This window comes from Streptomyces hyaluromycini, from assembly GCF_002217755.1.
Taxonomy (GTDB): Bacteria; Actinomycetota; Actinomycetes; order Streptomycetales; family Streptomycetaceae; genus Streptomyces; species Streptomyces hyaluromycini.
This window is the reverse complement of record NZ_BCFL01000016.1, coordinates 1140155-1166226: the sequence shown is the minus strand read 5'-3', so window position 1 is coordinate 1166226 and position 26072 is coordinate 1140155. Positions and strand designations below refer to the sequence as shown.

The following is a 26072-nucleotide window of genomic DNA, read 5'->3' as shown; positions in this document are numbered from 1 at the left end:
CCGTGCCTAGCGGATGTTCGGGTCGAAGGTGAAGATCACCAGCGAGCCCAGCAGGATGGTGAACACCGTGGCCGTGTAGAGCAGGCCCTTGAGCCACAGCCGGGTGTTCGCGCGCTCCGCGTAGTCGTTGATGATCGTGCGCAGGCCGTTCGCGCCGTGCAGCATCGCGAGCCAGAGCATCAGCAGGTCCCAGACCTGCCAGAAGGGGCTCGCCCAGCGGCCGGCCACGAACGCGAAGCCGATCTTGGACACGCCGCCGTCGAGCACCAGCTGGATCAGCAGGTGGCCGAGGACCAGGACGACCAGCACGACACCGGACAGGCGCATGAACAGCCAGGCGGCCATCTCGAAGTTGCCCCGGGTGGACCGCGGGGTCTTCGTGGTGCGCTTGCGCGGGGCCTCGATGAGGGGGGCCGGGTTGTCCACGTTGAAGAGGGGAGCGCCCTCGACGGGGCCTACGCCGGATGCGGTGGTTTCAGTGGTCGACATCTGCGTCAGCTCCCGAACAGGACACGAGCGGCGTGGCCGAGAACGGGGTAAACGGCCCCGGCCATCAGGACGACCCAGACACCGACGACCGTCCAGAGCATCTGCTTCTGGTAGCGCGGGCCCTTCGACCAGAAGTCGACGGCGATGACGCGCAGGCCGTTGAGGGCGTGGAAGAGGATGGCGGCCACGAGGCCGTACTCCAGCAGTGCGACGATCGGCGTCTTGTACGTGGCTACGACCTTGTCGTAGTCCTCGGGGGAGACGCGGACGAGAGCGGTGTCCAGCACGTGAACGAACAGGAAGAAGAAAATGAGGACGCCGGTGACTCGGTGAGCCACCCAGGACCACATTCCTTCCCGGCCGCGGTACAGCGTTCCAGCCGGCACGGAAGTCCCTCCGGGAGCGGGGATTGGGGCCGCGCCGGCTTGTGCTGTCGGTCGGGCCCGGCCGGGTACGGTCCACCGGCCCCCAGCATCGTAGCGATGCGCCGGCGCTGGGCTTACGCCGGGCCTACCGGTGTGATCAAAGTGGCACGCGTATGGGTTAGCCGGGCGGCATCTGGGGTGGGGTGTCCTGTTATTTGCCGGGTGCGGGCCGTGCGTGGCTGGTCGCGCCCCGCGGCGGAGCCGCTGATGGACACTGCCCCGCGCCCCTTAGGTGGGACATCAGCCGTCCGCTTGCAAGGCGGCGGAGTTCCTCGGCCGCGATGACCCGTTCTTCCTCCGGATCGTTTGTCAAACGTGACCGGATGCCTTCCAGGACGCGGTCCAGGGACTCGGCGGGCGGCATGTCGCCCAGGTAGATGACGAAGACGTGTCCGAACTTGGCCTCGTAGGCCGCGTGGGCCGCCGTCAGGGCCGTGTGGGCCGCCGAGTACGTGTCCTCGGGCAGCTCCGGGAGGCACTCGCCGGTCAAGGCCTCCGACAGGTCCGCCGGGGACAGGTCGTACGCCGCCTCGTCCGCCGCCGCGAGGAGGGACTCCACGTCGGGGTAGGGGCGGTGGTCGGCGATGCGGCGGGACCAGCGCAGGCTGTGCAGGCAGTGCAGGAGCAGCGCGTCGGCCTCGTCGTCGGGAGCGGCGTTGAAGACGTCGAGCGGGGTGGGGAGGTGGGGCAGGCGGTGGGCGGGCAGCGTGGGTCCTCGCGTCACATGCGGCGTGGCAGGGGATGCTGTGAGAGCTGTGAGAGATGTGTCGTTGACGTTATCGAGGACGTTCACGAGGTGTCCGTCGGTTGCCTGAATTTCACCCGAACGGGAGAGTTTCGGATTGGGTCGGTGACGGCTGCGCGGCTGATGCGTCGTAAGTTGTAGCTGTGAGCCAGCACAGGCGCAGGCCGTCGACACGGCAGGTCGTGCGGAGACGGGCGGTGTTGGTCGCCGCGGCCTTCGTGGGGACCGTCGCGCTCGGCACGGGCATCGGCGTATGGGCCTCCTCGGGCGGCGGTGACGGCAGCAGCGCCGGAGCGGCCCGGCAGCCCTCCGGCAGCGCACCGGCGGCCTCCTCCGCGGCGCACTCCGGGGCGGCGACCCCCACTCCCACGCCCACCTACCCCCTCTCCCAGGCCCCCCGCACCATCCCCGCCGTCCGCTCCCACGCCGCCGCCCGTGGCCCCGGCTGGCGTCCGCAGCAGGGCGGCCGGGTCGTGGTGAGCAACGCGGCGCTGGCCGACGAGGGGCGGCTGACCGCGGGCGAGCTGGGGCTCTCGTACGCCGGGCAGAAGGGCGCGAACGAGGACGTCAGGCCCGGCGACCTGCGGCTCGACCTCGGCGGCACGGGGGACCCGGAGTCGTACACCATGACCGTGCGCGGCGGGTCGGTGCGGATCAGCGGGCCCGGTGACGCGGGCGTCTTCTACGGCACCCGGACGCTGAAGCAGGAGGTGCACGGCGGCGGTACGGCCCCGGAGGGGGTCGTACGGGACCAGCCGGCCAAGCCGCAGCGCGGGTTCATGCTGGACATCGCCCGCAAACCGTTCACCGCGGGCTGGATAGAGTCCCGGATACGAGAACTCGGCGACCTGAAGTTCAACCAGTTCGGGCTGCACTTCTCCGACGACCAGGGCTTCCGGATCGAGTCCGGCACCCACCCCGAGATCGTCTCCAGGGACCACCTGACCAAGGCACAGGTGAAGGAGATCGTCGCGGTCGCCGCGAGCCGGCACATCCAGGTCGTGCCGGAGATCGACTCGCCGGGACACCTCGGTGCCGTCCTCGCCGCCCACCCGGAGCTGCAGCTGCGCAACGCGCAGGGCGTGGCCACCAGGGGCGCCGTCGACATCTCCAAGGACGCCTCGGCGAAGCTCGTCGACGACCTGCTCAACGAGTACGCCGACCTGTTCCCCGGCTCCTACTGGAACCTCGGCGGCGACGAGTACCAGGCGCTGACCGTCGCGAACCCGCAGGCCTCCTACCCGCAGCTCGCGGCCGCCGCCCGGCAGGCGTACGGCGCCTCGGGCACCGTCGCCGACCTCACCACCGGCTGGCTGAACGCCCGCGCGGTCACCGTCCGAGCCCACGAGCGGACCATGCGGGCCTGGAACGACGGCTTCCTGAGGGGCACCTCCGTGCAGCCCGCCCCGGACCTCCAGGTCGCCTACTGGACCGGCAAGGAGAACGGCGCCCGGCAGCCCGTGGAGTACCTGAGGGCGGGCCGCAAGGTGCTCAACTACAACGACGAGTACCTGTACTACGTCCTCGGCGAGCCCAACACCTTCGTCTATCCGACCGGACAGCGGATCTACGAGCAGTGGATCCCGCGCGTGCTGCGCGGCACCACCGCCGTCGCCGCGCGGTACGAACCCCAGGTCCTCGGCGGCTCCTTCGCCGTCTGGTGCGACCTCGCGGGCTCCCAGACCCAGGACCAGGTCGCGGCCGGCATCCGCATGCCGCTGCGGGCCACGATCCAGAAGCTGTGGGACCCGGGCACTCCGACGATGTCCTGGACGGACTTCAGGAACCTCGCGAACAAGCTGGGCTGATCCCGAGATCGCGGTGGACGTACGGCGGTGACGGGCCGTATGTTCCGCATTCCGCGCGCGGGCCTGGGGAGGGTTCCGTGCCCTTCTGCGTCCCGGGGGACCCGTCTTGATCTGCGCCCGCTGCCACCACTTCGCCGCCGCTCCCGGCGCCGCCCTGTGCCATCGCTGCCTGGGCGACTCGCCGGAACCGGCCCCGGTCTTCGGCAGCACGCCGGGCCTGTGGCTGCGCTCGCCCGTGGGCCTCGGCTGGGCCGCCGCCGTCCTGCTCGGGGTGGTCGTCGCCGCCGACCTGTTCGCCGTCTGGGCGGACTTCCTGAAGTACGACGTCATGGGCGACCTCATGGACGGCGAGACCGGTTCCGGGGTGTTCCTGCGGGCCGACCGTGCCGACCGGCTGGTCCGCCTCGCCGCCGGTGCCCATTCCGTCTCGATAGTCGCCTGCGTGATCGTGTACCTGTGCTGGTTCCGGCGGGTGCGGGCCAACGCCCAGGTGTTCGACCCGCTCCGGCAGAGCATGTCGCCGGGCTGGGCGATCGGCGGCTGGTTCGTGCCGGTCGCGAGCCTGTGGTTCCCGCGCCGGATCACCCTCGACATCTGGGACGCCAGCAGCCCGTGGGGGACGACCCGTTCGCACGCGCTGGTCAACGCCTGGTGGACCTTGTGGCTGCTCTCGCTGCTCGTCGGCCGCATGAGCAGCCTCGACTCCGGCGACGACCTGGGCGTGGCCTGGGACCATGCCGTCACCGGGGAGATGCTCGTCGCGGACGCCCTCGACATCGCCGCCGCCGTCCTCGCGATCCTCGTCGTGGTGCGACTGACCCGGATGCAGCACGAGAAGGCGATGGCGGGCGCCGTTCCGGCCGCGCTCTGACGCACCGTCGCACGCGTCTGGTGGACCCCCGTACGCCCGTGGTGTATTCGGCACGGGACTACCGAGTGGGGGACGGACATGGGCTACTGGGGGTATTTCGTCGTCGGCCGGGGCGAACCGGCGTCCGGCGGGGGCATCCTGCGGACCTCGGCCCCCGGCGGCTGGCACCTGTGGCAGTACGACAGCCCCGACGCCGACGTCGGCAGCATGAACGCCCTCGCCGCGCGCACCGGTGCGCCCGCGCTGTTCGGCTATGTGATGGACGGCGCCTGCGTGGTCGTCGAGGCGGCGGCGCCGGAGAGCGGCGGCTGGACCACCTGCCTGGGCCGGGCGGCCGCGGCCCGCCTCCTGGCGGTCGACGAGCAGGGACTCTCCCTGGACGACTACTTCCTCGAACCCCGCGACGCCGCCGACCGCGCCGTAGCCTGGGCCGCCGAGGCCGGGCACACCGTCGGCGCCGACGCGCTCCTCGCCGTACTGACCGCCGACCCCGACCCGGACGCGCCGTTGGCCGAAAACCCTTTATTCGGACTCCTCCGGGTCCTGGGTGTCCTGCCCGTGTGACACTGCCGTACCGTCGCACGCAGTTAGGGAAAGTACGGGCTCCGGGCAAATGGGCGCCTTGGTATGTACCGATTCTGGGAGGCGTGGGATGAGCCTGGTGGAGCTGATCGCTCAGGCCGATGAACGCGGACTGGCCGCCAGCGGGTTGGCCTGTTTGGATCGGTGCGTGCCCTTGCTGGGCGGGGACGACCTGGTGCTGCGGCCGCTGTGGGCGAGCCTCGCCGACGGTTCCGACTGGAGCGAGGGCCTGGAGAAGGCGCGCGGCTCGCTCGGCACCGGCGAGGCGACCGGCGAAGGGATCGGCAAGGGGGGCGGCGAGGGGACCGGCGAGAACGCCGACGAGGCCGAGATGCTCGCCCGGCGGATGCTCGCCGCCGCGCCCGCGTCGCAGGAGGCCGCCGGCATCCGCCTGTGGGCCGACGCCTGTTCCGTCGCCTCGCTGCAGATCCACCGGCTCCTCGACCCCGCCGAGGACAGGGCACCCTCGGTGGACAGCCGCCGGGAGGGCGGCACCGAGGGCATGTCCCCGCTGGTCGCCGCCGAACTGCGCCGCCAGGTCACGGTCCTCGAACTGCTCGCGGGGCACGGCGCGGCCGGGCTGCGCCGCGCGCTGGACATATCCACCGAGGGCCGCCGGGTGCTGCGCGCGGTGGTGTCGCGGCGGGCCCGCGGGCTCGGGTGAACCATTCGTGAGGGCGGTGCGCGGGTCCTGCGCCGGTTGCCGGAACACCCCCGGATCCGGGTGACGAAACCGCCGCCTGCCTCGCTCTTCCCTGTGTGACCTATGTGACCCGTGCGACAGCCCACCATGTGACACCCCGCCAGGGGACCGCGCAGCAGCAGACCAGGCCGCACGCCGCCGCCAGACCGGCCCGGTGGGCGGCGGACGCGGTGGCGATGATGCGCGAAGGCGCCCGGGTCCGGCTCGACTACTCGGCGCAGAGCCTGTGGCGGGTCGACCGGGTGATCGAGGAGATACGCCGGGAGGGCGCGCCGTACGACGCCGTGCGGGAGACGCTGCGCGGTCTCGGGGCCTACGCCGGTGAGGTGATCGTCCGTCACACCGGCGCCGAGTGGTGGGCGTCCGGCGGCGACCACTGGATCCGCACCCCCGACGGCCGGCTCTGGGACCCGATCGACGAGGCCCGGCGGTGCTACGGCGGCCACGGCTCGCTGCGGCTGCTGTGCCGGGACGCCCTGGGGTAACGGGAGGGGCCGGGGCGGCGGGAGGCTCGGCAAAAAAACCGAAATAGGAGACGCGGGCGTTCCCAAGTGGTCGGTGGGGGAGCACGATTGGCCCATGGCCGACAACCGACGCTGGTGGGCCCTCGTCGTCATCGCACTGGCCCAGCTGATGGTCGTGCTCGACATGACCATCGTCAACATCGCGCTCCCCTCCGCCCAGGTCGCCCTGCACATGTCCGACGGCAACCGGCAATGGGTGATCACCTCCTACACCCTCGCCTTCGGCGGACTGCTGCTGCTCGGCGGCCGGATCGCCGACCTCGCCGGCCGCAGGGTCGCGTTCATGACCGGCCTGGTCGGCTTCGCGGCCGCCTCCGCGCTCGGCGGGGCCGCGGTGAACCAGGGGATGCTGTTCGGGGCGCGGGCCCTGCAGGGCGTGTTCGCCGCACTGCTCGCCCCGGCCGCGCTGTCGCTGCTCGCGACGACGTTCACCGACCCGAAGGACCGCGGGAAGGCGTTCGGCATCTTCGGCGCCATCATCGGCGCGGGCGCCGCGGTCGGGCTGCTCGCGGGCGGCTTCCTCACCCAGTACCTGGACTGGCGCTGGTGCCTGTACGTCAACGTGCCGATCGCCCTGGTGGCCTTCGCCGGCGCCTGGGTCCTGCTGCCCGGCGGCGGCCGCCATCCCGACGCCCGCCTCGACGTCCCCGGCGCCCTGCTCGGCTCGGCCGGCATGCTCGCCCTGGTCTACGGCTTCTCCGAGGCGGAGTCCCGGAGCTGGACCGACGGCCTGGTCCTGGCGCTGCTGATCGGCGGGGTCGCGCTGCTCGGCCTCTTCGGTTTCTGGCAGACCCGCGCCCCGGTCCCGCTGCTCCCGATGACCGTCGTACGGGACCGGCAGCGCATCGGCGCGTTCCTCACCGTGCTGCTGGTGACCGTCGGCATGTTCGGCGTCTTCCTCTTCCTGACGTACTACATGCAACGCGTCCTCGGCTACTCGCCCGTGAAGACCGGCGTCGCCTATCTCCCCCTCACCGTCGGCATGGTCACCGGCTCCACCCAGGTCGCCGCCCGGCTGCTGAACCGGGTCCCGCCCCGCGTGCTGATCGTGCCCGGACTGCTGCTGGCCGCCGGCGCGCTGGCGCTGATAGCCCAGGTCGGGGTCGAGCCGGCGTACGCCTCGCACATCCTGCCCGGCATGCTGATGCTCGGCCTCGGCATGGGCACGGCGATGATGACCTCCGTCTCCCTGGCCACCGGCAACGTCGCCCCACGGGACTCGGGCGCGGCCTCGGCCACCTTCAACACCGCCCAGCAGGTGGGCGGTTCGATCGGCACGGCACTCCTCAACACCATCGCCGCGAGCGTCACCACCCGGTACGCCACTGCGCACGCCGCGACCATCCCGGACCGGACGCTGCTGGCGGCGAAGGCCGCGGTGCACGGCTTCAACGTGGCCACCTGGTGGGCGATGGCCGCGCTGCTGCTGGGCGCCCTGATCGCCGGCGTGGTCGTGAACGCGGACCGGGCGCCCGTCCCGCAAACCGCGCAGGAGCGGACGCCCGAACCGGTGGACTCGGCCACCTGAGCTACTTGATGTAGACCAGGCCGTCCGTCGTGACCGTCGGGCGGCCGCTGGTGCCGACCACGACGATCTTCACGGTGTGCTTGGCGCTGCTCGACCAGGTCTTGGTCCAGATTGCCTGGCGGTACGAGGTGGTCGAGGACTTCAGGTCGACGGTCGTGACCTTGGTGCCGTCGACGTACACGTACGCCTGACCCGACGTGGACGCCCGTGAGACCACCCAGGACGCGGACCGGCCGGTGAAGGTCCAGCTCAGGCTCGCGCCCTTGGACGTGCTGGAGTACGACTTGCCGCCCAGGTAGTTGGTGGACGAACGGGCCGTCCAGGTACCGGACCTGACGGCCGAGGTCTCCTGCAGGATCACCGGCGTGAAGGACGGGGACGAGGTACGGGTGTTGCCCGCGTAGTCGTACGCCTTCATCGACCAGGTGGCGGCCGAGCCGGACTTGGCGGTGCGGCTGGAGCCGGTCGTGGTCGGGCCGAAGGTGGCCGTGGTCGGGGAGAGCAGGCTCACCGACTTCAGGGCCGCGTCGTCGGCGGCCTTCCAGCCGAGGGTGACCGGGACGGCGGTGGTGCTGACCGTGCCGGTGCGCAGGGAGAGCTTCGGCGCGGTGGTGAAGGTGGGCGCGGTGGTGTCGGTGACGACGGTCAGCGCGGCGGTCGTCGTGTTCCTGCCCGACTGGTGCACGGCCCGTACGGCGACGGTGTGGCTGCCCGCGCCGAGCGTGGCGCTCGCCGAGGTGGCCGTGCCGGAGGCGGTGGCGGCGGCCTTGCCGTCCACCAGCACCTCGAACTTCGAGATCAGCGAACCCGGCGTGGTGGTCGACCACTTCGCGGTGATCGTGCCCTTTGTGTAGTACGTCGAGCCGGACAGGGCCGCGCCGGACAGCGAGGTGAGCTTCAGGTCCTGCACCGGGCCGGCCGCCCAGGCGCGGATCGTGGGCAGCTGGGGGTAGAGGGAGTTGCCGGGGCACTGGGTGTTGTAGCCGTCGCGGTGACCGGAGATCCGGTTGAACGTGTACGCGGTACCCGAAGTGAAGCTGGTGCCGAAGAAGTTCGTCTGGGTCGCGCCCGCCGTGAGCTTGACGGTGCCGGCGGGGTCGGCGCCGTACTGCCCGAGCTTCCAGGCGGCGATCCGGGCGACCGATTCCAGGGCCGCGTCCGTGGCGCCGGCGTCGGTGTAGTCACCGAGCACCGCGATACCGGCCGACTCCCGGTTCCAGCCGTAGGTGTGCGCGCCGAGCACCGGCTTGTCGACACCGCCCTTGCGGCCCTCGAAGATCGTGCCGCACTTGTCGACCAGGAAGTTGTAGCCGATGTCGTTCCAGTGCTCGGTCTGCGTGTGGTACGCGTAGATGGCCCGGACGATCGCCGGGGATTCCGAGCACGTGTAGTCGTTGGTGCCGTCCGTGTGGTGGACGAAGACGGCCTTCACGTCGGCGTTGTAGTCCGACGGGTCCGGGCTCAGCGACTCGTCGGCGCCCCAGCCGGCGCGGGAGACGATCGGCGGCTCGGGGACGGTGGACGGCGGCGCGCTGGGCGTGGTGGCCGACGGGCTCGCGGACGCGCTCTGCGAAGCCGACGACGAGGGGGACGCGGACGCGGAGGCCGAGTCGCTCGGTGCCGCCGACGCGCTGTCACTCGGGGAAGCCGGGGCGGAGGCCGTCACGGACTCGCCGGGCGAGGCGGAGTCGGCGGGCGACGCGCTGTCGGCGGGCGACGCGCTGTCGCTCGGGGTGCCCTCCGCCACGTACGCGGCCGGTTCGGCCTTCGTCTCCGCGGCGGTCGCCACCCCGGGGTCGACCAGGTTCACCTGGAGCCCCTTGGGCAGACCGGTGCTGGTGGAGCCGTCCTGGTGGACGACCTGGACCTGGACACCGTCGGAGGGGCCGACCCACAGCGGCTCGGACGCGCCGCGCGCGTCGGGCCCGGCCTCCGGGTCCTCCAGCGGGTCGGCCGCCTCCAGGTCCTGCCAGGCGGTCCACTCCCCGGTGCCGACGCTCCGGGTGCGCACCTGGGCCGTGCCGTGCAGCCGCTTCGTCGACCCCGTCCAGGACACACCGAGCAACGAGAACTGCTCGGTGTCCGTACGCGGCAGCTCCCGCTCGCCAATCGCACCGCCCTTCAGCGCCAGGTCGTAGATCTTCACCGGCCGCTTGGCCCGCCCCTCGGCGCCGTGGCCGGCGGACGGGCTGGCGACGGCGTACGTCACCACACCCCCGCCGCCCAGGACCACCGCACCGAGCGTCAGCCACGCCCGTCGCTTCATGCTCAACGGCCTGTACGCACGCTTTGCGCGTGGACTCACTCGTCCCCACCCCTAGAAAGACACTCATGACTGTCGGACCTGTCACACCTGTCGCACAGGTGACCCGTAGACACAGCGTCCGGTCCTGACCAAACGTCACTCACCGAGGGCGGCCGACGTGAAAGCGGCCAGGCGCGGAATCCGTGCGCATGGGCCGGCTCGCCGTGGCTCCGGCCGCAGGGGTCTCGGGCAGTGAGAGGGACCACACGCCGGGCCGAACCATGGCCCAGTACGGCAAGCGCTCAGCCGCAGGGGCCCGCAAGCCGGCGTCCGGGGCGGCTTGGGGCAACGTGCTGGACAAGATCAGATGAAGCGTTCGGCCCGCTGGTCGCGCGCTGGTCGCGAGGGTCCCGAAATCCGCGCAAAACCCCAGATCGGAGCGGTAGAACCGAAGCAACGGCCGGGGCCGCCACCCCTGGCCCGACCAGGCAATAAAGGCCCTTTGACCTGGCACTTTCCTGTCTGGGGGCAGGGTCTCATCTACTGCCGGGATTGGCCCTCATCTGGGTGTTCCTGACTGTTCCTGACTGCTGTTGGTCACGCGTTGGTCATGCGGCAAACCATCGTGTGTTGGTGGGCAGGTGTAAATCCAGTATCCCGATTTTTGTCGAAGTACACTTAGACATAATCCGTCGCAGTCGATGTGTATGTGTAGGAGGGCGAGTGAAGGTGAGCCTGCTGACCAAGCCGGACGACGTGGTCGACCGGAGCCGGGAGTGGGATCTCCTCGCGGAGTTCCTGACCGATCCGGATCCGGCGATGCGGCTCGGCATCGTGTCGGGGCGGCGGCGACATGGGAAGTCGTACCTTCTGCAGGCCCTGTCCGAGCGGGTCGGTGGCCTGTACGTCACAGCGGTGCGGGAGGAGGGACGGCTGCCCGCGATCCAGCGGTTCAGTGACGCGGTCGCCGTCCATGCCGGCCTGAGGCCGGGAAGCCTGCGTCTGACCGACTGGCGTGACGTCCTCTCCAACGCCCTTGATGTGACCGCCCGTTCGTCCCACCCGCTCTTGGTGATCGACGAGTTGCCGTACTTGCTCCAGCACTCACCTGAAATCCCGGGGCTGCTGCAGCAGCTCTATGACGAGCGCCAGCGGGGTGCCCGGCCTGGTGCCGGGTCGGGGCCGCGGCTGATCCTGTGCGGCTCCGCGATGAGCGTCATGCACGAACTGCTTTCGGGGACCAAGCCGCTGCGAGGACGTGCCGTGGTCGATCTGCGGCTGGGTGCCTTCGACTACCGGGACAGCCGGGCCTTCTGGCAGATCACCGACCCCCTGACCGCGCTGAAGGTGCACGCGGTCCTGGGTGGAGCCCCCGGCTACCGGCCGGTGGCTGCCCGGCCGCATCCGGACGACGGCTTCGACGCTTGGCTCACCCGGACGCTGCTGGATCCGGGGCGGGCGGTGTACTCGCGTACCGAGACCGAGTACCTGCTGCGTGAGGACCCGAGGATCACGCAGCACACGCTGTACTACGACATCCTCACCGCGATCGCGAACGGGGCCAGCACACCCAGCAAGATCGGTGCCGCCCTGGAGCGCCCCCGCAACGCCGTCGCTCACCCGCTCGGAGTGCTCGAATCCACCGGCTACATCCGGCGGGAACAGGACATCCTCCGCTCCAGGCACCCCGTCATCACCCTCGCCGACCCCGTCATCCGCTTCAACCAGCTCATCACCCTCCCGCAGGCCGCCGCCGTGGAGCAGGGCTTCGCCGAGCAGGTGTGGCAGCAGGCCGCTCCGACCTTCAACTCCAAGATTCTCGGGCCGCACTTCGAGGACTTGGCCCGCGACTTCACCCGTCGTTACGCCCACACCGTGCTGCCCGGTGGGCTGCCCGGCCCTGTCGGCACCACGGAGGTTGCCGACCAGGCCGCCCGGACGAAGCACGAGGTCGATGTCATCGCCCTTGCCGCTGGTGAGCGCCCGCAGGCTCCCCGCGCCAGGATCGCGCTGTTGGGCGAGGCCAAGGCGACGGCCGCCCGGCGAGGGAGCGGTGACCTGGAGCGCCTGGAACGTATCCGTGGGCTGCTCGGGGACCAGGGATACGACATCACGGCCACCACCCTGGCCTTGTACTCGCTGCACGGCTTCTACCCCGACCTGGTCGAGCTCGCCGATCGTCGTGACGATCTGCTTCTGATCGATCTCCCCGCCCTCTACGGCGGCTGACACCAAGAACGGCCGGTCTTCGAACCAGGCGGGCGCGAGTGTCTGCAGGTAGGCGGTCGGGGGCCTGACGACATGCGGCGCTCGGGTCGAAGCCCGCCGAGCCACCAGTGGAACTTCGTCATGCGGGACTACGTACAACGGCTGTCGGAGCGCTTCTGGCCTTTCGGACCACCTGCCTTTGCTTCTTGAGCCGAAGGGTTCCAGATTCCGCGCGCAAGCGGCGTGAATCATCCACCCGGGACCTGGCACATGCCGCTTTCTTCTCTGACAGGGGTCGACCGGTGCGGAAGGAATTCGCCGTCGTGCACGGAGGCGTCACCGAGACGGCCAGGTGCGGGCACACAGTCAGTTACCGGGGCCAACTGACTGTATCGCCAGGGCTACCAGACGTGTGAAACTCGCTATCTGGATCTGCACACGGGGGAGGGACGTTGACGAGTAGCCATCCCATCGCGGACCAGCAGGAGAGTGCCGCGGCCATGCGCTTACTCAAAGCCATCGCCGTGGCTCACCTCCGCAACCAGCGGGCGCAGACTCTGAGCTTGGGCGTCTCGATCGCCTTGGCTGTCGCCGGCCTGCTGACCGGCTCGGGTTCGCGGTACGGCACCGCCATTACCCTCGGTGGCACTCTCTGGGCCGCGCTTTACGTGGGAGTGATGGCCCCCTGGGCCGAGCGATACCTCCGGATCGCTGCGACTCTTCAGGAGATGTTCGACGCCGACGTGCTCGGCCTGCCGTGGAACAGCGTGGCGGTCGGTAACCGGATCGGCGACGACGAGGTGAGCCGACTCAGTCGGCGATTTCGCGGTGGCGAGGACCGGCTGAGGGGCTACTACCTCGTAGTGGACGCCGCCGAGCCCTACGACGTGCTCTTCTGCCTGGAACAGAATCTGGCGTGGGGATCCCGGATTCGGCTTCGCTTCGCCCAACTGATGCTCGGTGTGCTGGTGGTGTGGTCCACGGCGGGTGTCCTGCTTTCCTTCGCCACCGGAGCGTCGGTAAGCCGCCTGGTCACCGGATGGTTCGTGCCCTCGCTCGGCCTGCTGCTCCTGTGCCTGGAGATGTACCGCACTCAGATGGCGAGCATTCAGGAGCGGCTGCGCGTCCTGGGGCTGGTGCGTGCGGTCATCGACGACCCCGCGTCCCCAGTGATCGCCACTCAGGCCGCGCTGACCTGCTTTGCCCGCCAGGTACAGGACACGCTCTACCAGATGCGGAGGCTGCAGCCGCGTCTGCCGGCCTGGTACTTCCGGCGCTACCACGACCAGGACAAGGGCGATTTCCAGATCAGGATGCAGGAACTGGCAACGAGGTTCCCCCGGTCATGACCGCCTTGGAAGAACTGACTCGCGAGTTCGGAAGCGCTGCCGTCGCGTCGGCCATCGTCGAGTCGCTGTTCGACAGCGGCTTGGAGATCCAGAGCCGCAGCGTCAGGACACTGCGTCGCGGCCACACCGGAGCGCGGCTTGCGAAGGCTGTGTTGGCCAACGTCGAGCAGCCGCGCAGACCGCGGTGGTGCGTGATCAAATATTGTCCGCCGGTGCAGGTGAGCCGCCGACGGGAAAGCCGACTCCATTCTGCGGCCCTGCGGGCGGAGCCCCGAGAATTCGGCGAGGGACATCTCACTGGTATCGCCTTTCCACCAGTCACCTGTCCTCAGGGTGTCCTCGTCATCGGCCAGTCCAAGGCTGACGGCATTCCGCTGGGGACGGTGGAACTCGACCAACTCGCGGACGCCTGCGAGACGATCTGGCGCGAAATGCTCTTCACGTGGACCGGTGACCGGTACGACTACAGACAGTCGACTGTGGCCGAGCTGCTGAAGTGTGAACTGGGCGACAGCTTCGGAACCGACGGGTGGCTACGCCGCTGGGCGCAACAGCGCGGCCTGCTGGCGCCCGCCTTCCTGAAACTGCCGGACGAGCAAACGCCGCTGCCCAACCCGTGGCGACTGTTCACCGAGGACACACCCGAGGCACAGAGAGAGATCGACTATCTGGTCGGCCGCACGCATGGCGACCTGCACGGGGACAACATCCTCGTACCCGAGCGCAACAAGATCGTCGATCCGGCCCGCTTCCGGCTGATCGACCTTGCCACCTACGACCCACAGGCACCGCTGAGCCGCGATCTCGCGACCCTGCTGATCTCGCTCTGCTGGCACCAGATCGGGGCGTCCTCTCCGGACAGCCGGTCGACGTTTCTGGCCTATCTGGAGGGCGACCAGCGCGACAAGCGCCTCAATGACGGCATGCCGGGCAAAGTGCGAAAGATCATTGATGCGCTTCGGGAGCCCGCACTCCAATTCGTCGAGGATATGAGCTGGGATTCGGAGCAGTGGTTCGGACAGGTGAAGGTGTCCCTGCTTGCCCAGGCGATGCTGCACAGCGCATACGAGACCGGCCCGCCGGACGCTCGTCGCTGGTGCGCGCGGTTGGCCGGCCGGCTCACCCGGGCTCTGCTCGGGCCGATGGACCCGCAGGCAGCCCTGTCGAAGCACTTCGACGCGGGAGAGGACCTCAAGGCGACTGGCATGGTGGCGCCACCGACAACCGGTCGGCCGACGCCGGGCAGATCCCTCTTCGTCGACCGCACAGATCAGCGAAGTCGTCTTCGAGCGGCCTTGGACGACCAGGTCACCTCCGTCATCGTGGTCAGCGGTCCGCCCGGGATAGGCAAGACGGCACTGGTGCGCGAGGTGCTCACCGAGTTGCGCTGGGCCGATCCGGACGAGGAGTCCTCGGCTGTACGGTGGCACGACGCCACACCGTACGGTGAAATCGGTGTACCGACCCTCGTCAAGGACATCGAACCGCCCGGGTCGGGCCAGATAGCCGGCCGCTATGCACGGGCACGCCTGGAGATCGCTCTGGACGTCCTTGAGGAAACGGGCGGCATCCGGCCGGTGATCGTGCTCGACTCGGCGGAAAACCTCCTCAAGGACAGGCATGTCCTGCGCGACTCGGAGCTCGACCTGGCACTGGAAGCTGTCCAACGTCGACCGCACCCCCTCGTCAAGGTCGTCTTCGTGACGCAGCACGTGCCCGAAGCGACATCGGGCGTGGCGTGGACGGAGGAAGCGTGCCGGATCAGCCTGGGGGGACTTGAGGCACCGTCGCTGCGGGAGTACTTCGCCGTACTTGATCCGAGCAACAAGTACGGCCTGGCCGCCCTGCCGGAGGACGATCTGCGCCGCGTTCACGGCCGCCTGGCCGGTAACCCGCGGCTTGCCGAACTGCTCCATGCGGCCCTGAGCAGCAATCCGACCTGGCTACCGGTCCGTGAGATCGGAGCATGGCTGTCGTCCATGTCGGCGAGCGAGGTGCATCAGCGCCTGGTGCACAAGCTCGTCGACCATCTTCCCGCTGAACAACAGCGGGCGGCAGAGGGTTTGGCAGCGCTCGGTGTCCCGGCCGACACCGAGGCCGTCATCGGCGTCCTGGAGACGTACCTGCCGGGGCCGCGAATCGAGCCGGCCCTGCGAGCGCTCGTAGCGGCCGGACTCGTCCTGGAGCGGCGGGACGGCCGCAGGTACCTGCGAAAGAGCGAGATCGGGGCGATCCTCGGTCGCCTGGCCGGAGATGATCGGTGGGCGGACGAAGGCGAGCCTCCGACGCGGCGCGAACTCCTCGCGCGAGCGGCCGCGGTGTTGCGCAACATGCAGAAGGACGAAGACGATGTCCACGGCATGGTCGATCTGGACATGCACTTCGCGCGCGTCGACCTCTGGCTCCGGGCCGGAATGTACCAAGAGGCACACAGCGTCATCGACTCGATGGATGCTCTGGTACGTCACTGGGGCAGCGGGGCCGAGCTGCGTACCCAGCGGGAAGCTCTACGTGGCCGACTCGGCGACGATCGACAGAGCGCGATGATGAACCTGGCCGCACTGGGGGACATCTACTCGTACAGCGGCGAATTCTCCTCTGCCCAGTCGGTCTACACGGACGCGCTTGCCATCGCCAAGGGAGACCAGAATCGCGAGGCGATACGCAAAATCCACATAAACATGGGCTACATGTTCTGGGAACACGGCCACCTCGCGGAGGCTGAGGAGCGCTATGGGTGGGCGTTGGGGCTGGCCGGCGAGGACGACGACGATGACGGCGACCGTGCCGCGGCATTGACCGGACTGGCCGAGTGCAGACAGCGGCAGGGCGACTACCGACACGCGATCATGGATGCTCTCTCGGCTTTCGAGGCAGCCTGCGAGGCTGATCCCGAAGCGGCGTACGATGTCGCGCTGCGCCTGGCCAAGTGGTACGCCGATCTGGACAGAATTCCGGACGCCTTGACGATGCTGGCCAGGTGCGATGAGCTGGTCGCGGCCCGCCCCAATCCCTTGAGACAGGCAAAGCTGCTCAGTTTGAAGGCCGAGCTGTACATCTACCGGGACAGGTACGGAGAGGCGCGATCGGCGGCTGAGCGGGCAATCGACATCGCGCGCAGCCGCCGAGATCCGGTCACCCTGAGACGGGCGCTCACCGTATTGGCACTCACCTATATGCACATGAGAGATTTTCCGGCCGCCCGAAAGGAGATCGAGGAGTCGGCCCGCTATCGGGTGGCGGGCAAGGAAATCTCGGATCTCGCTTTGCGGGGGATCATCGCGCACCGCTGCGGTTCCCCGGGCACCGCGAGGGATCTCTTCCACCAACTCCGCGACGAGACGAACAATCGCACCAGGGCGGATGCGAACGACCTGGTCGCATGGGACTTCACGGGTATCGCCCAGTGTTATTCGGTCCTCGTCGACGGTGAGGAACCTGAGAGGGCGCTGGAGGCGTTTCGCCGGGCACGCCCGGAGTCGGCTGAGGAAACGCCCGGACTGGACGACCTGCTGAGGTTCATGGTAGAGACCCTGGCCAAGGGTGACCCGCGCCTTGAGCCAGTACTTACGGAACTGGCACGCATGCGACCAGGTCGTGCCGGCTAGTTCTCGAACCAGCCTTTGTCGTATGCCAACATGACGGCCTCCAGGCGGGTACTGACACCGATTTTCTGGTAAAGCGCGCGGAGCAGCCGATACATCGCTCGCTCCGAGTAGCCGGCCTCCAAGGCCAGCCGGGCCACGGTCCAACCGTCCGAGAGTTGGCGCAACCAGGCGATCTGCTCCGCGGAGGGAGCCGGGCCGCGTGGTGTCCGGCCGCCCCTGCCGGTCACCAGGAGGTCGGCCACATCGGCCGGCATGACAGCCTCGCCGGCAAGGGTTGCCGATACCGTCCGTTGCAACGTCGACGCCGTCGCCTCGCGCGCCGCCACCGATCGGGCACCGGCTCGCATGGCACGCACGCCCAGTGACGCATCGTCAGCGGGCGACAGTGCGACAACAAGTGGGCGGGGCCGCAGACGGCAGAGAGTGGTCAGGCGGTCCAGGTCCTCTGCGGAGCGGAGGGTCAGCAGCACCACCCCGCCCGGACGTTCGCGCACCCAGGCTTCGGCGTTCGCAGGCTCCTCCACCAGGTGCCCCAGGTTCGACAACGACGCTGCGACGCCATGCCGGAACATCGGCAAGGGGTCTAGGACCGCGACATGAACGGTTGCCGTGGCCTGCCCCTCCCTGTGACCGCCGCGCTACCGGCCGGAACGCAGCCGACAGCTTAGGGCCGGGCAGGAACCCGCCAGCGGGCAGTCATGGTTGCGCACGATCAGTCGTGGACCTGCACCGCTCCGTCCGCCTAGCGTCAGATCAACCGACGACGCTTGGGGGAGGCGTGCGTGGTCTACTTCGACGATTCTGGTAATCGAATCTATCGGCGCATCCGGCGCCGCATCCCACCAGCCGAGGGCGGACCGGACGACGCCAAGACCCGATACATCCGCCAGGTCGCTGAGGACAACCCCGGGTCCACGCCCGACGAGGTGTACGCAGAGATCTATTACGTCCGGCGTCGTCACGACATCCCCAGGGACATGGTGCGCAAAGTCCTCGCCAAGCCTCGCCCTAAACGCTCGCTGTGGCCCTTCGGCCGTTGACGATGGCTTGGGGCCCGACGGTTTCCGATGCGGAGCGGTAAGCGGTCGTGAGTCCGATGTCCAATCCGGCGGCGAGCCGCGCGTAGGCGTCACCACATCGCAGGTGCGGCAGGGAGAGCAGGGCCGGACGCGCGACGGAAAGCCGCCACTACCGCACTCCGATTCCCTCCTGCCGGGCGGTCAGTCGTCCTGTCGGGAACCCGTCTGCCAGGGAGCTTCGTCGTTGCGCAGAACGACCCAGCTCACGATGAGTCCCTCAGTTTTGGGAAAGGCTCACTGGTCGGACCGGGCTGTGGCCCAGCACGACGACCGCCGAACCGAAGGGGCCCGAGAGCCGGCATCCGGGATATTCCGGCGCTTCGTGCTGGATAGGAGTACGTGAGGCGTCCGGCCGGTTGGCTACGCGTTGGCCACGGATGCCACGCACCGTCGCAGGTCAGAGCCCCGAAACCGAAGCAACGGCCGGGGCCGCCACCCCCCACAGGAGAGGCCCCGGCCGTCGCGCGGCACGGACCGCGCGGCGGCCCGTACTCTGTTCAGCGCCATGACTGCGTTTTCTGTCACACCCCACGGCGTCACGAGTTAGTTGCACTTTGTACGGGCGTGGACGGCGAGCGGTTTCAGGTCGTAACGTGCCTTTCGCGTCGAGCGCGATTGAATGACCACTGCAACGATCGGCGGCTGCGTCGTAGCCGCGACCGACCACTTACTGAGGAACCACGGGTGCTGGGGGACGACGCGGAGTTGACCGCCGCGGTACGTGCGGCACAGGACGGGGACGAGACCGCGTTCCGCGTCGTCTACCGCGCGGTGCAGCCCCGCCTGCTCGGATACGTCCGCACGCTGGTCGGCGATCCGGACGCCGAGGACGTCGCCTCCGAGGCCTGGCTGCAGATAGCCCGCGACCTCGACCGGTTCAGCGGTGACGCGGACCGGTTCCGCGGCTGGGCCGCCCGGATCGCCCGCAACCGCGCCCTCGACCACATACGGATGCGCGGCCGCCGCCCCGCGATCGGCGGCGACGAGACGGAACTGGCCGGCTGGGCCGCAGACTCGGACACCGCCGGCGAGGCCATCGAGGCGCTGACCACCGACTCCACCCTCTCCCTCATCGCCCGGCTGCCGCAGGACCAGGCCGAGGCGGTCGTCCTCAGGGTCGTCATGGGGCTCGACGCCAAGACCGCCGCCGAGACCCTCGGCAAACGCGCAGGCGCCGTCCGTACGGCCGCCCACCGCGGCCTGAAGAGACTCGCGGAACTGCTCGGTGCCGACCCGGAGAAGGCGGGCATCCTCGAAGCGCTTCCGCCCCAGCGAGAACCGAATGAACGTGCGGTGACGTCCGCGAGTGTGACGCATACGCGTTCGCGGACGCAGAAGGACATGTGATGGCCGACGAGCAGTACAAGTGGCTGAACCGGGTGACGGCGGAACGTCTGCTGCGCGGTGAGTCGCTCGAAGCCGTCGATGCCTCCGCCCGTGACCAGGCAGAACGCCTCGCCAGGACGCTCGGCGCGCTCCCCGCACGGGCCACGCCGGACACCGCCGAACTCCCCGGTGAGGAAGCCGCGTTGGCTGCCTTCCGCAAAGCGCGCGAAGCCGCCGAGGACGCACGGACCGCCGCGGCCGTGCGGGCCGGTGCGGCAGCGCGGCCGGCGAAGGGCGGGCGGGACGCCGACGCGGACCTCTTCCGCATCGGCGCCGGTTCCCGGTCGCCCCGGGTCCCGGGCTGGGCCCGCCCCGCACGGCTCGGCCTCGCCGCCGCGCTGACCGCCGGCATGCTCGGCGGGGTGGCGGTGGCCGCCGGCACCGGAGTGCTGCCGACGCCGTTCGACGACAACCATCCCGGACCGGCCGCCTCGGTCTCGGCCGCCGGCACCCCGGCACGCCCGGGAGGCTCGTCCTCGCCCGAGTCCCTGCTCGGCGGCGAGACCGGCACACCCTCCTCCGGTACCGCGTCCGGCGGCTCCGGGCAGACCTCGCCCACCCCGTCCGGCAAGCCGAAGACCAGGAACACCGGCTCGCCCGGCCTCTCGGTCGGCGGCTGGAGCGGTGCGCTGACGTCCTGCCGCGCGATCCAGAACGGCAGGACCCTGGGCGCCGACCGCAAGCTCGCCCTGGAAGGCCTGGCGGGCGGCGCCGGCCGGGTCGACAAGTTCTGCAAGGCCGTCCTCGGCACCGGACCGAACGGCAAGGGCGACGTCTCCGGCGACGGCAAGGGCGACGGCAACAGCCAGGGCGGCCAGAACGACGGCCAGGGCGGCAACAACGGCCAGGGCGGCGACGAGGGCTGGCCCGGCAGTGGCAGTGGCACTGGCAGTGGCACTGGCAGTGGCACCGGCGCGGGCGGCGGCAAGGGCAACGACCCGCGCCAGAACGGCGCGGCCACACCCGCCCCCACCTCCTTCGTGCCCCTGCTGCCGAACCAGCCCGTCACCTCGCCCAGCCCCACGTACAGCGCACTTTGACCTTTACGCACCGCTGTGACCTGCGATTTTGGAAGTCGCTGAACTTTTTTCCCGCAGGGTGTGACGTTTTCGGCGGCGACGGCGCAGTACTGAGTGAGCCGACTGGTCATCGGCCGTCGCACAGAGCCGGGGTTCCCCCCGTACCCGTGGCTCGTGCATCGGCGCGGGCGGGACACGTTCCCCCGGTCCCGCCCGCGCCCCGTACGTCCTTCGCAGGTCACCCGCTCACCAGTAGACGACGACCTTGTCGCCGCTGCGCACCTGTGCGAACAGATCCGCGATCGCCGCCTCGTCCCGCACGTTGACGCACCCGTGCGAGCCGCCCGCGTAGCCCCGGGCCGCGAAGTCGTAGGAGTAGTGCACCGCCTGGCCGCCGCTGAAGAACATCGCGTACGGCATCGAGGAGTGGTAGAGCGTCGACACGTGGTGGCGGGACTTCCAGTAGACGTGGAACACACCCTCACGGGTCGGGGTGTACTGCGCCCCGAACCGCACCGACATCGTCGACACCGTGCGCCCGTCGATCATCCAGCGCAGCGTCCTGCTGGTCTTGCTGATGCACAGCACCCGCCCGGTCAGGCACCGCGGATCGGGCGCGGCGGCCGGCTGCCCGCCCATCAGGTACAGCTCCCACTTGCCCGGCTTGTGCGTCATCCGCACCAGCCGCCGCCAGGTCACGGCGTCGGTCTCACCCGTCTGCGGCAGCCCGCGCTTGCCCTGGAAGCCCTTGACGGCCTGGGCCGTGAGGTCGTCGTAGGTCCCCGTCGGCCCGTCGAACAGCCAGGCGACCTGGCGCAGCCGGGCCTGGAGCTCACGGACGCCGGTGCCGGTGTCGCCGCGGGTGAAGACGATGTGCGGCGGGACGGTCTCGACGGGGGACGGGGTCGGGGTGGGGGTGCCGGCGGTTGTCCTGCCGGCCGTCCCGCCGGGCGCCGTGCTGTGCGGGAGGTCGATGTGGACGGGCGAGCGCCCTTTGGCGTCCCCGCCGCCCGGCGGCTGCACGGTGCACCCGCACAGCACGGTCAGTGCGGCGGCCAGGATCCCTGCGTACCCCGAGACCTTCATGCCGAGGATGCTTCCCCGCGTGACCGCCGCCGAACTAGGGGGCATGGTGGGAACTGGCAGATGTACCGGGATAGTGCCGTATCGGCGTACTGGCTTACAGCGGAGGTCACCCACATGGTCCGTGAGTCGGAGTCCGGACTGCCCGTCGAGCCGGTCTACGGCCCCGAGGACCTGGCGGGCTGGGACCCGGCCGGGAAACTCGGCGACCCGGGGGCCTACCCCTTCACCCGGGGCGTCTACCCGACGATGTACACCGGCCGCCCCTGGACCATGCGCCAGTACGCCGGTTTCGGTACGGCCGCGGAGTCCAACGCCCGCTACCGGCAGCTCATCGCGCACGGCACCACCGGCCTCTCCGTCGCCTTCGACCTGCCCACCCAGATGGGCCACGACTCCGACGCGCCCCTCGCGCACGGCGAGGTCGGCAAGGTGGGCGTGGCGATCGACTCGGTCGACGACATGCGGGTGCTGTTCGGCGGGATCCCGCTGGACCGGGTCTCCACGTCGATGACGATCAACGCCCCGGCGGCCGTGCTGTTGCTGCTGTACCAGCTGGTGGCGGAGGAGCAGGGCGTCGGCGCGGACCGGCTGACCGGCACGATCCAGAACGACGTCCTGAAGGAGTACATCGCGCGCGGCACGTACATCTTCCCGCCGAAGCCCTCCCTGCGGCTGACCGCGGACATCTTCAGGTACTGCCGGGCGGAGATGCCCAGGTGGAACACCATCTCCATCTCCGGCTACCACATGGCCGAGGCCGGGGCGTCCCCCGCACAGGAGATCGCCTTCACACTCGCCGACGGCATCGAGTACGTGCGCACGGCGGTCGCGGCCGGCATGGACGTCGACGGCTTCGCACCCCGGCTGTCCTTCTTCTTCGTGGCCCGTACGACCCTCCTGGAGGAGGTCGCCAAGTTCCGTGCGGCGCGCCGGATCTGGGCACGGGTGATGCGCGAGGAGTTCGGCGCGCGGGACCCCAGGTCGCTGATGCTCCGCTTCCACACCCAGACCGCGGGGGTCCAGCTGACGGCCCAGCAGCCGGAGGCGAACCTGGTCCGGGTGGCCGTGCAGGCCCTGGCCGCGGTCCTCGGCGGCACCCAGTCCCTGCACACCAACTCCTTCGACGAGGCGATCGCCCTGCCGACGGACAAGAGCGCGCGGCTGGCGCTGCGCACCCAGCAGGTACTGGCGTACGAGACCGACGTGACGGCGACCGTGGACCCCTTCGCGGGTTCGTACGCCGTGGAGCGGATGACGGACGACCTGGAGGAGGCGGCCGTCGGGCTGATGCGGCAGGTCGAGGACCTGGGCGGCGCGGTGGCGGCGATCGAGCACGGTTTCCAGAAGGCCGAGATCGAACGCAACGCCTACCGCATCGCCCAGGAGACGGACGCCGGCGACCGGGTGGTGGTCGGCGTCAACCGCTTCCGGCTCGACGAGGAGGAACCGTACGAGCCGCTCCGCGTCGACCCGGCCATCGAGGCCCGGCAGATCGAACGCCTCGCGCGGTTGCGCGCCGACCGCGACCGGGCGGCCGTCGCCTCGGCCCTCACGGCCCTGAAGAAGGCCGCCGAGGGCGACGACAACGTCCTTCCTCCGATGAAGGAGGCGCTGCGGGCGCGGGCGACGGTGGGGGAGGTGTGCAACGCGCTGCGGGAGGTGTGGGGGGTGTACGTCCCGACGGACGCCTTCTGACGAACGGCACCCGGGGCGTTGTCGGACCCGCGTGCGAGACTACTTCTCATGTTCGGCGTCATCGATCTCCCCACCTATCTGGCAGGACTCGTCCTGATCGTCCTGCTGCCCGGCCCCAACTCCCTGTACGTGCTGTCCGTCGCCGCCCGGCAGGGGATCCGCGCCGGATACACCGCCGCCGCGGGCGTGTGGTGCGGGGACACCGTGCTGATGACGCTGTCCGCGGCCGGGGTCGCCTCGTTGCTCAAGGCCAACGCCGTGCTGTTCGGGATCGTGAAGTACGCGGGCGCCGGCTATCTCACCTGGCTGGCGATAGGGATGCTGCGGGCGGCCTGGTCGATGTGGCGGTCGCGGAAGGAGCAGGCGGCCGGGCAGGAGGCGCCGGTCGCCGCGCCGGCGCAGGAGCGCCCCTACCGCCGCGCCCTGGTGATCAGCCTCTTCAACCCGAAGGCGATCCTGTTCTTCATCGCCTTCTTCGTGCAGTTCGTCGACCCGGGGTACGCCTATCCGGCCGTGTCCTTCGTCGTCCTCGGCGCCTTCGCCCAGCTGGCCAGCTTCCTCTACCTCAGCGCCCTGATATTCAGCGGCACCAGGCTGGCCGACGCGTTCCGCCGCCGCAAGCGGATGTCGGCGACGGCCACTTCGGCGGCCGGGGTGCTGTTCCTCGGGTTCGCGGTGAAGCTGACGCTGGCCAGCGCCTGAGCCGACGGGCGGCCCCGGGCGCCGGGGTCACAGGTGTTCGGTGAGCCGTTCCGCGGCCCAGTCGGCCCAATCCGCAGAGGTCGTCGACCCGCGCAGGCCGTATTCGAGGATCAGCCAGCCGCAGATCTGCACCGGGTCGCCGACCCATTCGACGTTGTCCCGCACGGCTTCCAGCGCGGCGAGGCGCTCGCGGTTGATGCGGGCGAAGTTCTCCAGGTAGTCGACGCCCTCCTCGCGGCTGAGCGTCCACAGGAAGAAGACCCGCAGCAGGGCGGCGCTGCGGAAGGCGAAGTCGGTGCCGGGTTCGGTGAGCCAGCCGCGCAGTTCCGCGCGCCCGGCGTCGGTGATGCCGTACTCGCGGCGCTGCCGTGCGCCGGTCCCGGTGACCTCGATCAGCCCCTTCTCGCTGAGCTTCGCCAACTCGCCGTAGACCTGGCTCTTCTGGGCGGGCCACACGGCGGACAGGCCCGACTCGAACCGCTTGAGCAGGTCGTATCCACTGGCGGGCTGCTCGGCCAGGAGACCGAGGAGTGCGTGGGGCAAGCTCATGACCTCACCCTACCTTTCCGGAATTCACCCGTCACGGCTGGACAGAGCAAGATCGACCGGCCATTCTTGGACCGTCCAACATTGGACTCTCGGTCTGTCCCGAAGGAGACACCCGGTGAATTACGTCCGCGGTTTCGCGCCCTGGCTGTGTTACGCGGCCCTGAGCCCGGTCGACTGGCGACTGGGCACGAGCGCCGCCGCCCTGGCCGCGCTGTATCTGCTCTCCCGGCAGCTCCGCGCCCGCACGGTCGACCTTCTGGGGGCCGCCACCTGCGGGTTCTTCGTGGTCATGGCCGGTATCGCACTGGCCGATCCCGGCACCGGCCTCCAGCACTGGATCTGCGCCCTGGCGAACGCCACCCTGGCGGCCACGGCCCTGGCCTCCCTCGCCGTCCGCCGCCCGTTCACCCTGACCTTCGCCCGGGCCGAGGTGCCCCGGGAGTTCTGGGACTCCCCCCGGTTCCTCAGGGTCAACATGGTGCTGACCGCCATCTGGGCGGCCGGGTTCACCCTCGGCGCGCTCGCCTGTGCCGCCGTCGTCGGCTACGACCACTCCGCGACGGTGCCGCTCGTCACCGCCCAGATCCTGGCGTTCGTCCTCCCCTTCGCCGTCGGCGGCCGGTACGCGGCACGGGCCAGGGAGGGCGCCGCGCAGGCCCTGGCCTGACGTCCACAGCTCCGCACGCTCCTGTACGGCTCTACACGAGGAAGCAGTCGAACATGCCCGACACCCGCGCGCAGCACACCGCCGGGCCCCAGCACCGGACCGAGAACACCGAGGAGGACCCCGGCCCCGGAGGCCGGCCGGCCAGTCCGGAGCGGCTGATCTACTTCTCGGACGCCGTGGTGGCCATCGCCATCACCCTGCTCGCCCTGGAACTGCCGGTCCCCACCGGGGAGGTCCACGGCAACTCCGGCGTCCTGCACTTCCTGCGCGAGCACCTCGCGGAGTACACCGCGTTCCTGGTCAGCTTCTGGGCCGTCGCCATCCACTGGATGATCCATCAGCGCCTGTTCCGGTACGCGACCGGACTCTCGGGCGGTGCCATCCGGTGGAACCTGCTGTGGCTGCTCGCGATCGTCCTCATGCCGTTCACGACGAAGCTGCTGACCAGTGAGGCCGACGCGTACCAGGTCCAGCTCATCGTGTACGCGGCCAACCAGGTCCTGGCCTGCCTGTTCTTCCGGCTGGCCTTCGCGGACCTGCGCAGGTCGGGCCTGCTCAGCGCCTCCGACTCGTCGGAGGCCGTGTCGAACACCCTGGGCTGGCTGACCGCGATGATGCTGGCCTTCCTCATCTCCATACCGGTCGCGCTGGTCACCCACTGGGCGTCCCTGTGCTGGGCTCTGCTCCCTGTCATAAGGATCGGCCTGCGGGGCCTCCGGCGAAGTCCGGGGTTGGGCAGCGCCCCGTAAGGGGCGCGGGGCCCTGTCCGATATGCGGCTACCGCCGCGTGGGCGCGACCAGCCA

At 69.9% G+C, this 26072-nt stretch carries 23 protein-coding genes; 16 read left to right on the top strand and 7 right to left on the bottom strand.

Going from position 1 to position 26072, the window contains the following annotated elements; translation table 11 throughout:
• Nucleotides 1–6: 6 nt before the first annotated feature.
• The 3 genes from SSP29_RS05335 to SSP29_RS55025 form a co-directional block, all read right to left on the bottom strand.
• Nucleotides 7–489 (bottom strand): succinate dehydrogenase hydrophobic membrane anchor subunit, encoded by a 483-nt coding sequence (locus SSP29_RS05335; protein ID WP_089099270.1) that lies wholly within the window; start codon nt 487–489, stop codon nt 7–9.
• Nucleotides 490–494: 5 nt separating this feature from the next.
• On the bottom strand, nt 495–875 hold the full coding sequence (gene sdhC / locus SSP29_RS05330; protein WP_071659649.1) for a succinate dehydrogenase, cytochrome b556 subunit: 381 nt from the start codon (nt 873–875) through the stop codon (nt 495–497).
• Between the two features lie 190 nt (nt 876–1065).
• Nucleotides 1066–1638: a 2-oxo-4-hydroxy-4-carboxy-5-ureidoimidazoline decarboxylase gene (locus SSP29_RS55025; protein WP_089099269.1), complete on the bottom strand. Its 573-nt coding sequence runs from the start codon at nt 1636–1638 to the stop codon at nt 1066–1068.
• A 164-nt stretch (nt 1639–1802) separates the two neighbouring features.
• On the opposite strand from SSP29_RS55025, the gene SSP29_RS05320 reads away from it, so the two are divergent.
• The 6 genes from SSP29_RS05320 to SSP29_RS05295 all read left to right on the top strand — a co-directional run bounded on the left by SSP29_RS05320 (nt 1803) and on the right by SSP29_RS05295 (nt 7675).
• The gene (locus SSP29_RS05320; protein WP_089099268.1) at nt 1803–3467 is read left to right on the top strand and encodes a beta-N-acetylhexosaminidase; all 1665 of its coding nucleotides are present in this window, start codon (nt 1803–1805) and stop codon (nt 3465–3467) included.
• Between the two features lie 106 nt (nt 3468–3573).
• Nucleotides 3574–4338 (top strand): DUF4328 domain-containing protein, encoded by a 765-nt coding sequence (locus SSP29_RS05315; protein WP_089099267.1) that lies wholly within the window; start codon nt 3574–3576, stop codon nt 4336–4338.
• 78 nt (nt 4339–4416) lie between these two features.
• Nucleotides 4417–4902, top strand: coding sequence for a hypothetical protein (locus SSP29_RS05310; RefSeq protein WP_089099266.1), 486 nt, complete (start codon nt 4417–4419; stop codon nt 4900–4902).
• A gap of 88 nt (nt 4903–4990) precedes the next feature.
• Nucleotides 4991–5584, top strand: coding sequence for a hypothetical protein (locus tag SSP29_RS05305; protein ID WP_089099265.1), 594 nt, complete (start codon nt 4991–4993; stop codon nt 5582–5584).
• Nucleotides 5585–5688: 104 nt separating this feature from the next.
• Nucleotides 5689–6108, top strand: a complete 420-nt coding sequence (locus SSP29_RS05300) for a hypothetical protein (RefSeq protein ID WP_150133590.1) — start codon at nt 5689–5691, stop codon at nt 6106–6108.
• Nucleotides 6109–6202: 94 nt separating this feature from the next.
• Nucleotides 6203–7675, top strand: a complete 1473-nt coding sequence (locus SSP29_RS05295; RefSeq protein ID WP_089099264.1) for a DHA2 family efflux MFS transporter permease subunit — start codon at nt 6203–6205, stop codon at nt 7673–7675.
• A 1-nt stretch (nt 7676) separates the two neighbouring features.
• Here SSP29_RS05295 and SSP29_RS05290 read toward each other — a convergent pair whose 3' ends face one another.
• The gene (locus tag SSP29_RS05290) at nt 7677–9941 is read right to left on the bottom strand and encodes a peptidoglycan recognition protein family protein (protein WP_089099263.1); all 2265 of its coding nucleotides are present in this window, start codon (nt 9939–9941) and stop codon (nt 7677–7679) included.
• Between the two features lie 702 nt (nt 9942–10643).
• Between SSP29_RS05290 and SSP29_RS05285 the strand changes: the two genes are divergently transcribed.
• From SSP29_RS05285 to SSP29_RS05275, 3 genes are all read left to right on the top strand, one after another.
• A complete protein-coding gene (locus SSP29_RS05285; RefSeq protein WP_089099262.1) occupies nt 10644–12149 on the top strand; it encodes an AAA family ATPase in 1506 nt (501 codons plus the stop codon).
• 431 nt (nt 12150–12580) lie between these two features.
• Nucleotides 12581–13477 carry an S-4TM family putative pore-forming effector gene (locus SSP29_RS05280; RefSeq protein WP_089099261.1) on the top strand — a complete coding sequence of 299 codons (897 nt, stop codon included), beginning with the start codon at nt 12581–12583 and terminating at the stop codon, nt 13475–13477.
• Entirely contained in the window at nt 13474–17085 is a 3612-nt protein-coding gene (locus SSP29_RS05275) for an AAA family ATPase (protein ID WP_089099260.1), read from the top strand. The genes SSP29_RS05280 and SSP29_RS05275 overlap by 4 nt, the downstream gene beginning before the upstream one ends.
• Here SSP29_RS05275 and SSP29_RS05270 read toward each other — a convergent pair.
• Nucleotides 17082–17657 (bottom strand): helix-turn-helix domain-containing protein, encoded by a 576-nt coding sequence (locus SSP29_RS05270; protein ID WP_150133588.1) that lies wholly within the window; start codon nt 17655–17657, stop codon nt 17082–17084. The genes SSP29_RS05275 and SSP29_RS05270 overlap by 4 nt on opposite strands.
• 210 nt (nt 17658–17867) lie before the next feature.
• Here SSP29_RS05270 and SSP29_RS52450 point away from each other — a divergent pair, with 210 nt between their 5' ends.
• The 3 genes from SSP29_RS52450 to SSP29_RS05260 all read left to right on the top strand — a co-directional run bounded on the left by SSP29_RS52450 (nt 17868) and on the right by SSP29_RS05260 (nt 20590).
• Complete coding sequence (locus SSP29_RS52450) at nt 17868–18125, top strand: hypothetical protein (protein ID WP_145968852.1); 258 nt, start codon at nt 17868–17870, stop codon at nt 18123–18125.
• A 723-nt stretch (nt 18126–18848) separates the two neighbouring features.
• On the top strand, nt 18849–19511 hold the full coding sequence (locus SSP29_RS05265) for an RNA polymerase sigma factor (RefSeq protein WP_089099258.1): 663 nt from the start codon (nt 18849–18851) through the stop codon (nt 19509–19511).
• Nucleotides 19511–20590: a hypothetical protein gene (locus SSP29_RS05260; protein ID WP_089099257.1), complete on the top strand. Its 1080-nt coding sequence runs from the start codon at nt 19511–19513 to the stop codon at nt 20588–20590. The genes SSP29_RS05265 and SSP29_RS05260 overlap by 1 nt, the downstream gene beginning before the upstream one ends.
• A gap of 225 nt (nt 20591–20815) precedes the next feature.
• On the opposite strand, the gene SSP29_RS05255 is transcribed toward SSP29_RS05260, so the two are convergent.
• Nucleotides 20816–21655: a L,D-transpeptidase family protein gene (locus SSP29_RS05255; protein WP_089099256.1), complete on the bottom strand. Its 840-nt coding sequence runs from the start codon at nt 21653–21655 to the stop codon at nt 20816–20818.
• Between the two features lie 114 nt (nt 21656–21769).
• On the opposite strand from SSP29_RS05255, the gene SSP29_RS05250 reads away from it, so the two are divergent.
• Both SSP29_RS05250 and leuE read left to right on the top strand, forming a co-directional pair.
• Nucleotides 21770–23350, top strand: coding sequence for an acyl-CoA mutase large subunit family protein (locus SSP29_RS05250; RefSeq protein ID WP_089099255.1), 1581 nt, complete (start codon nt 21770–21772; stop codon nt 23348–23350).
• Between the two features lie 48 nt (nt 23351–23398).
• Nucleotides 23399–24052 (top strand): leucine efflux protein LeuE, encoded by a 654-nt coding sequence (gene leuE, locus SSP29_RS05245; protein ID WP_089099254.1) that lies wholly within the window; start codon nt 23399–23401, stop codon nt 24050–24052.
• A gap of 27 nt (nt 24053–24079) precedes the next feature.
• On the opposite strand, the gene SSP29_RS05240 is transcribed toward leuE, so the two are convergent.
• Complete coding sequence (locus tag SSP29_RS05240) at nt 24080–24601, bottom strand: PadR family transcriptional regulator (protein WP_089099253.1); 522 nt, start codon at nt 24599–24601, stop codon at nt 24080–24082.
• A 115-nt stretch (nt 24602–24716) separates the two neighbouring features.
• On the opposite strand from SSP29_RS05240, the gene SSP29_RS05235 reads away from it, so the two are divergent.
• Nucleotides 24717–25268 carry a hypothetical protein gene (locus tag SSP29_RS05235; RefSeq protein WP_089099252.1) on the top strand — a complete coding sequence of 184 codons (552 nt, stop codon included), beginning with the start codon at nt 24717–24719 and terminating at the stop codon, nt 25266–25268.
• Between the two features lie 53 nt (nt 25269–25321).
• Nucleotides 25322–26017: a TMEM175 family protein gene (locus SSP29_RS05230; RefSeq protein WP_089099251.1), complete on the top strand. Its 696-nt coding sequence runs from the start codon at nt 25322–25324 to the stop codon at nt 26015–26017.
• Nucleotides 26018–26072: the final 55 nt, after the last annotated feature.

Bases quoted from the DNA above. Each gene is read 5' to 3' on its own strand.
- SSP29_RS05335 (WP_089099270.1), bottom strand. From the start codon at position 489: ATGTCGACCACTGAAACCACCGCATCCGGCGTAGGCCCCGTCGAGGGC.
- SSP29_RS05310 (WP_089099266.1), top strand. From the start codon at position 4,417: ATGGGCTACTGGGGGTATTTCGTCGTCGGCCGGGGCGAACCGGCGTCC.
- SSP29_RS05305 (WP_089099265.1), top strand. From the start codon at position 4,991: ATGAGCCTGGTGGAGCTGATCGCTCAGGCCGATGAACGCGGACTGGCC.
- SSP29_RS05295 (WP_089099264.1), top strand. From the start codon at position 6,203: ATGGCCGACAACCGACGCTGGTGGGCCCTCGTCGTCATCGCACTGGCC.
- SSP29_RS05290 (WP_089099263.1), bottom strand. From the start codon at position 9,941: ATGAAGCGACGGGCGTGGCTGACGCTCGGTGCGGTGGTCCTGGGCGGC.
- SSP29_RS05275 (WP_089099260.1), top strand. From the start codon at position 13,474: ATGACCGCCTTGGAAGAACTGACTCGCGAGTTCGGAAGCGCTGCCGTC.
- SSP29_RS05270 (WP_150133588.1), bottom strand. From the start codon at position 17,657: ATGTTCCGGCATGGCGTCGCAGCGTCGTTGTCGAACCTGGGGCACCTG.
- SSP29_RS05260 (WP_089099257.1), top strand. From the start codon at position 19,511: ATGGCCGACGAGCAGTACAAGTGGCTGAACCGGGTGACGGCGGAACGT.
- SSP29_RS05255 (WP_089099256.1), bottom strand. From the start codon at position 21,655: ATGAAGGTCTCGGGGTACGCAGGGATCCTGGCCGCCGCACTGACCGTG.
- SSP29_RS05250 (WP_089099255.1), top strand. From the start codon at position 21,770: ATGGTCCGTGAGTCGGAGTCCGGACTGCCCGTCGAGCCGGTCTACGGC.
- leuE (WP_089099254.1), top strand. From the start codon at position 23,399: ATGTTCGGCGTCATCGATCTCCCCACCTATCTGGCAGGACTCGTCCTG.
- SSP29_RS05240 (WP_089099253.1), bottom strand. From the start codon at position 24,601: ATGAGCTTGCCCCACGCACTCCTCGGTCTCCTGGCCGAGCAGCCCGCC.
- SSP29_RS05230 (WP_089099251.1), top strand. From the start codon at position 25,322: ATGCCCGACACCCGCGCGCAGCACACCGCCGGGCCCCAGCACCGGACC.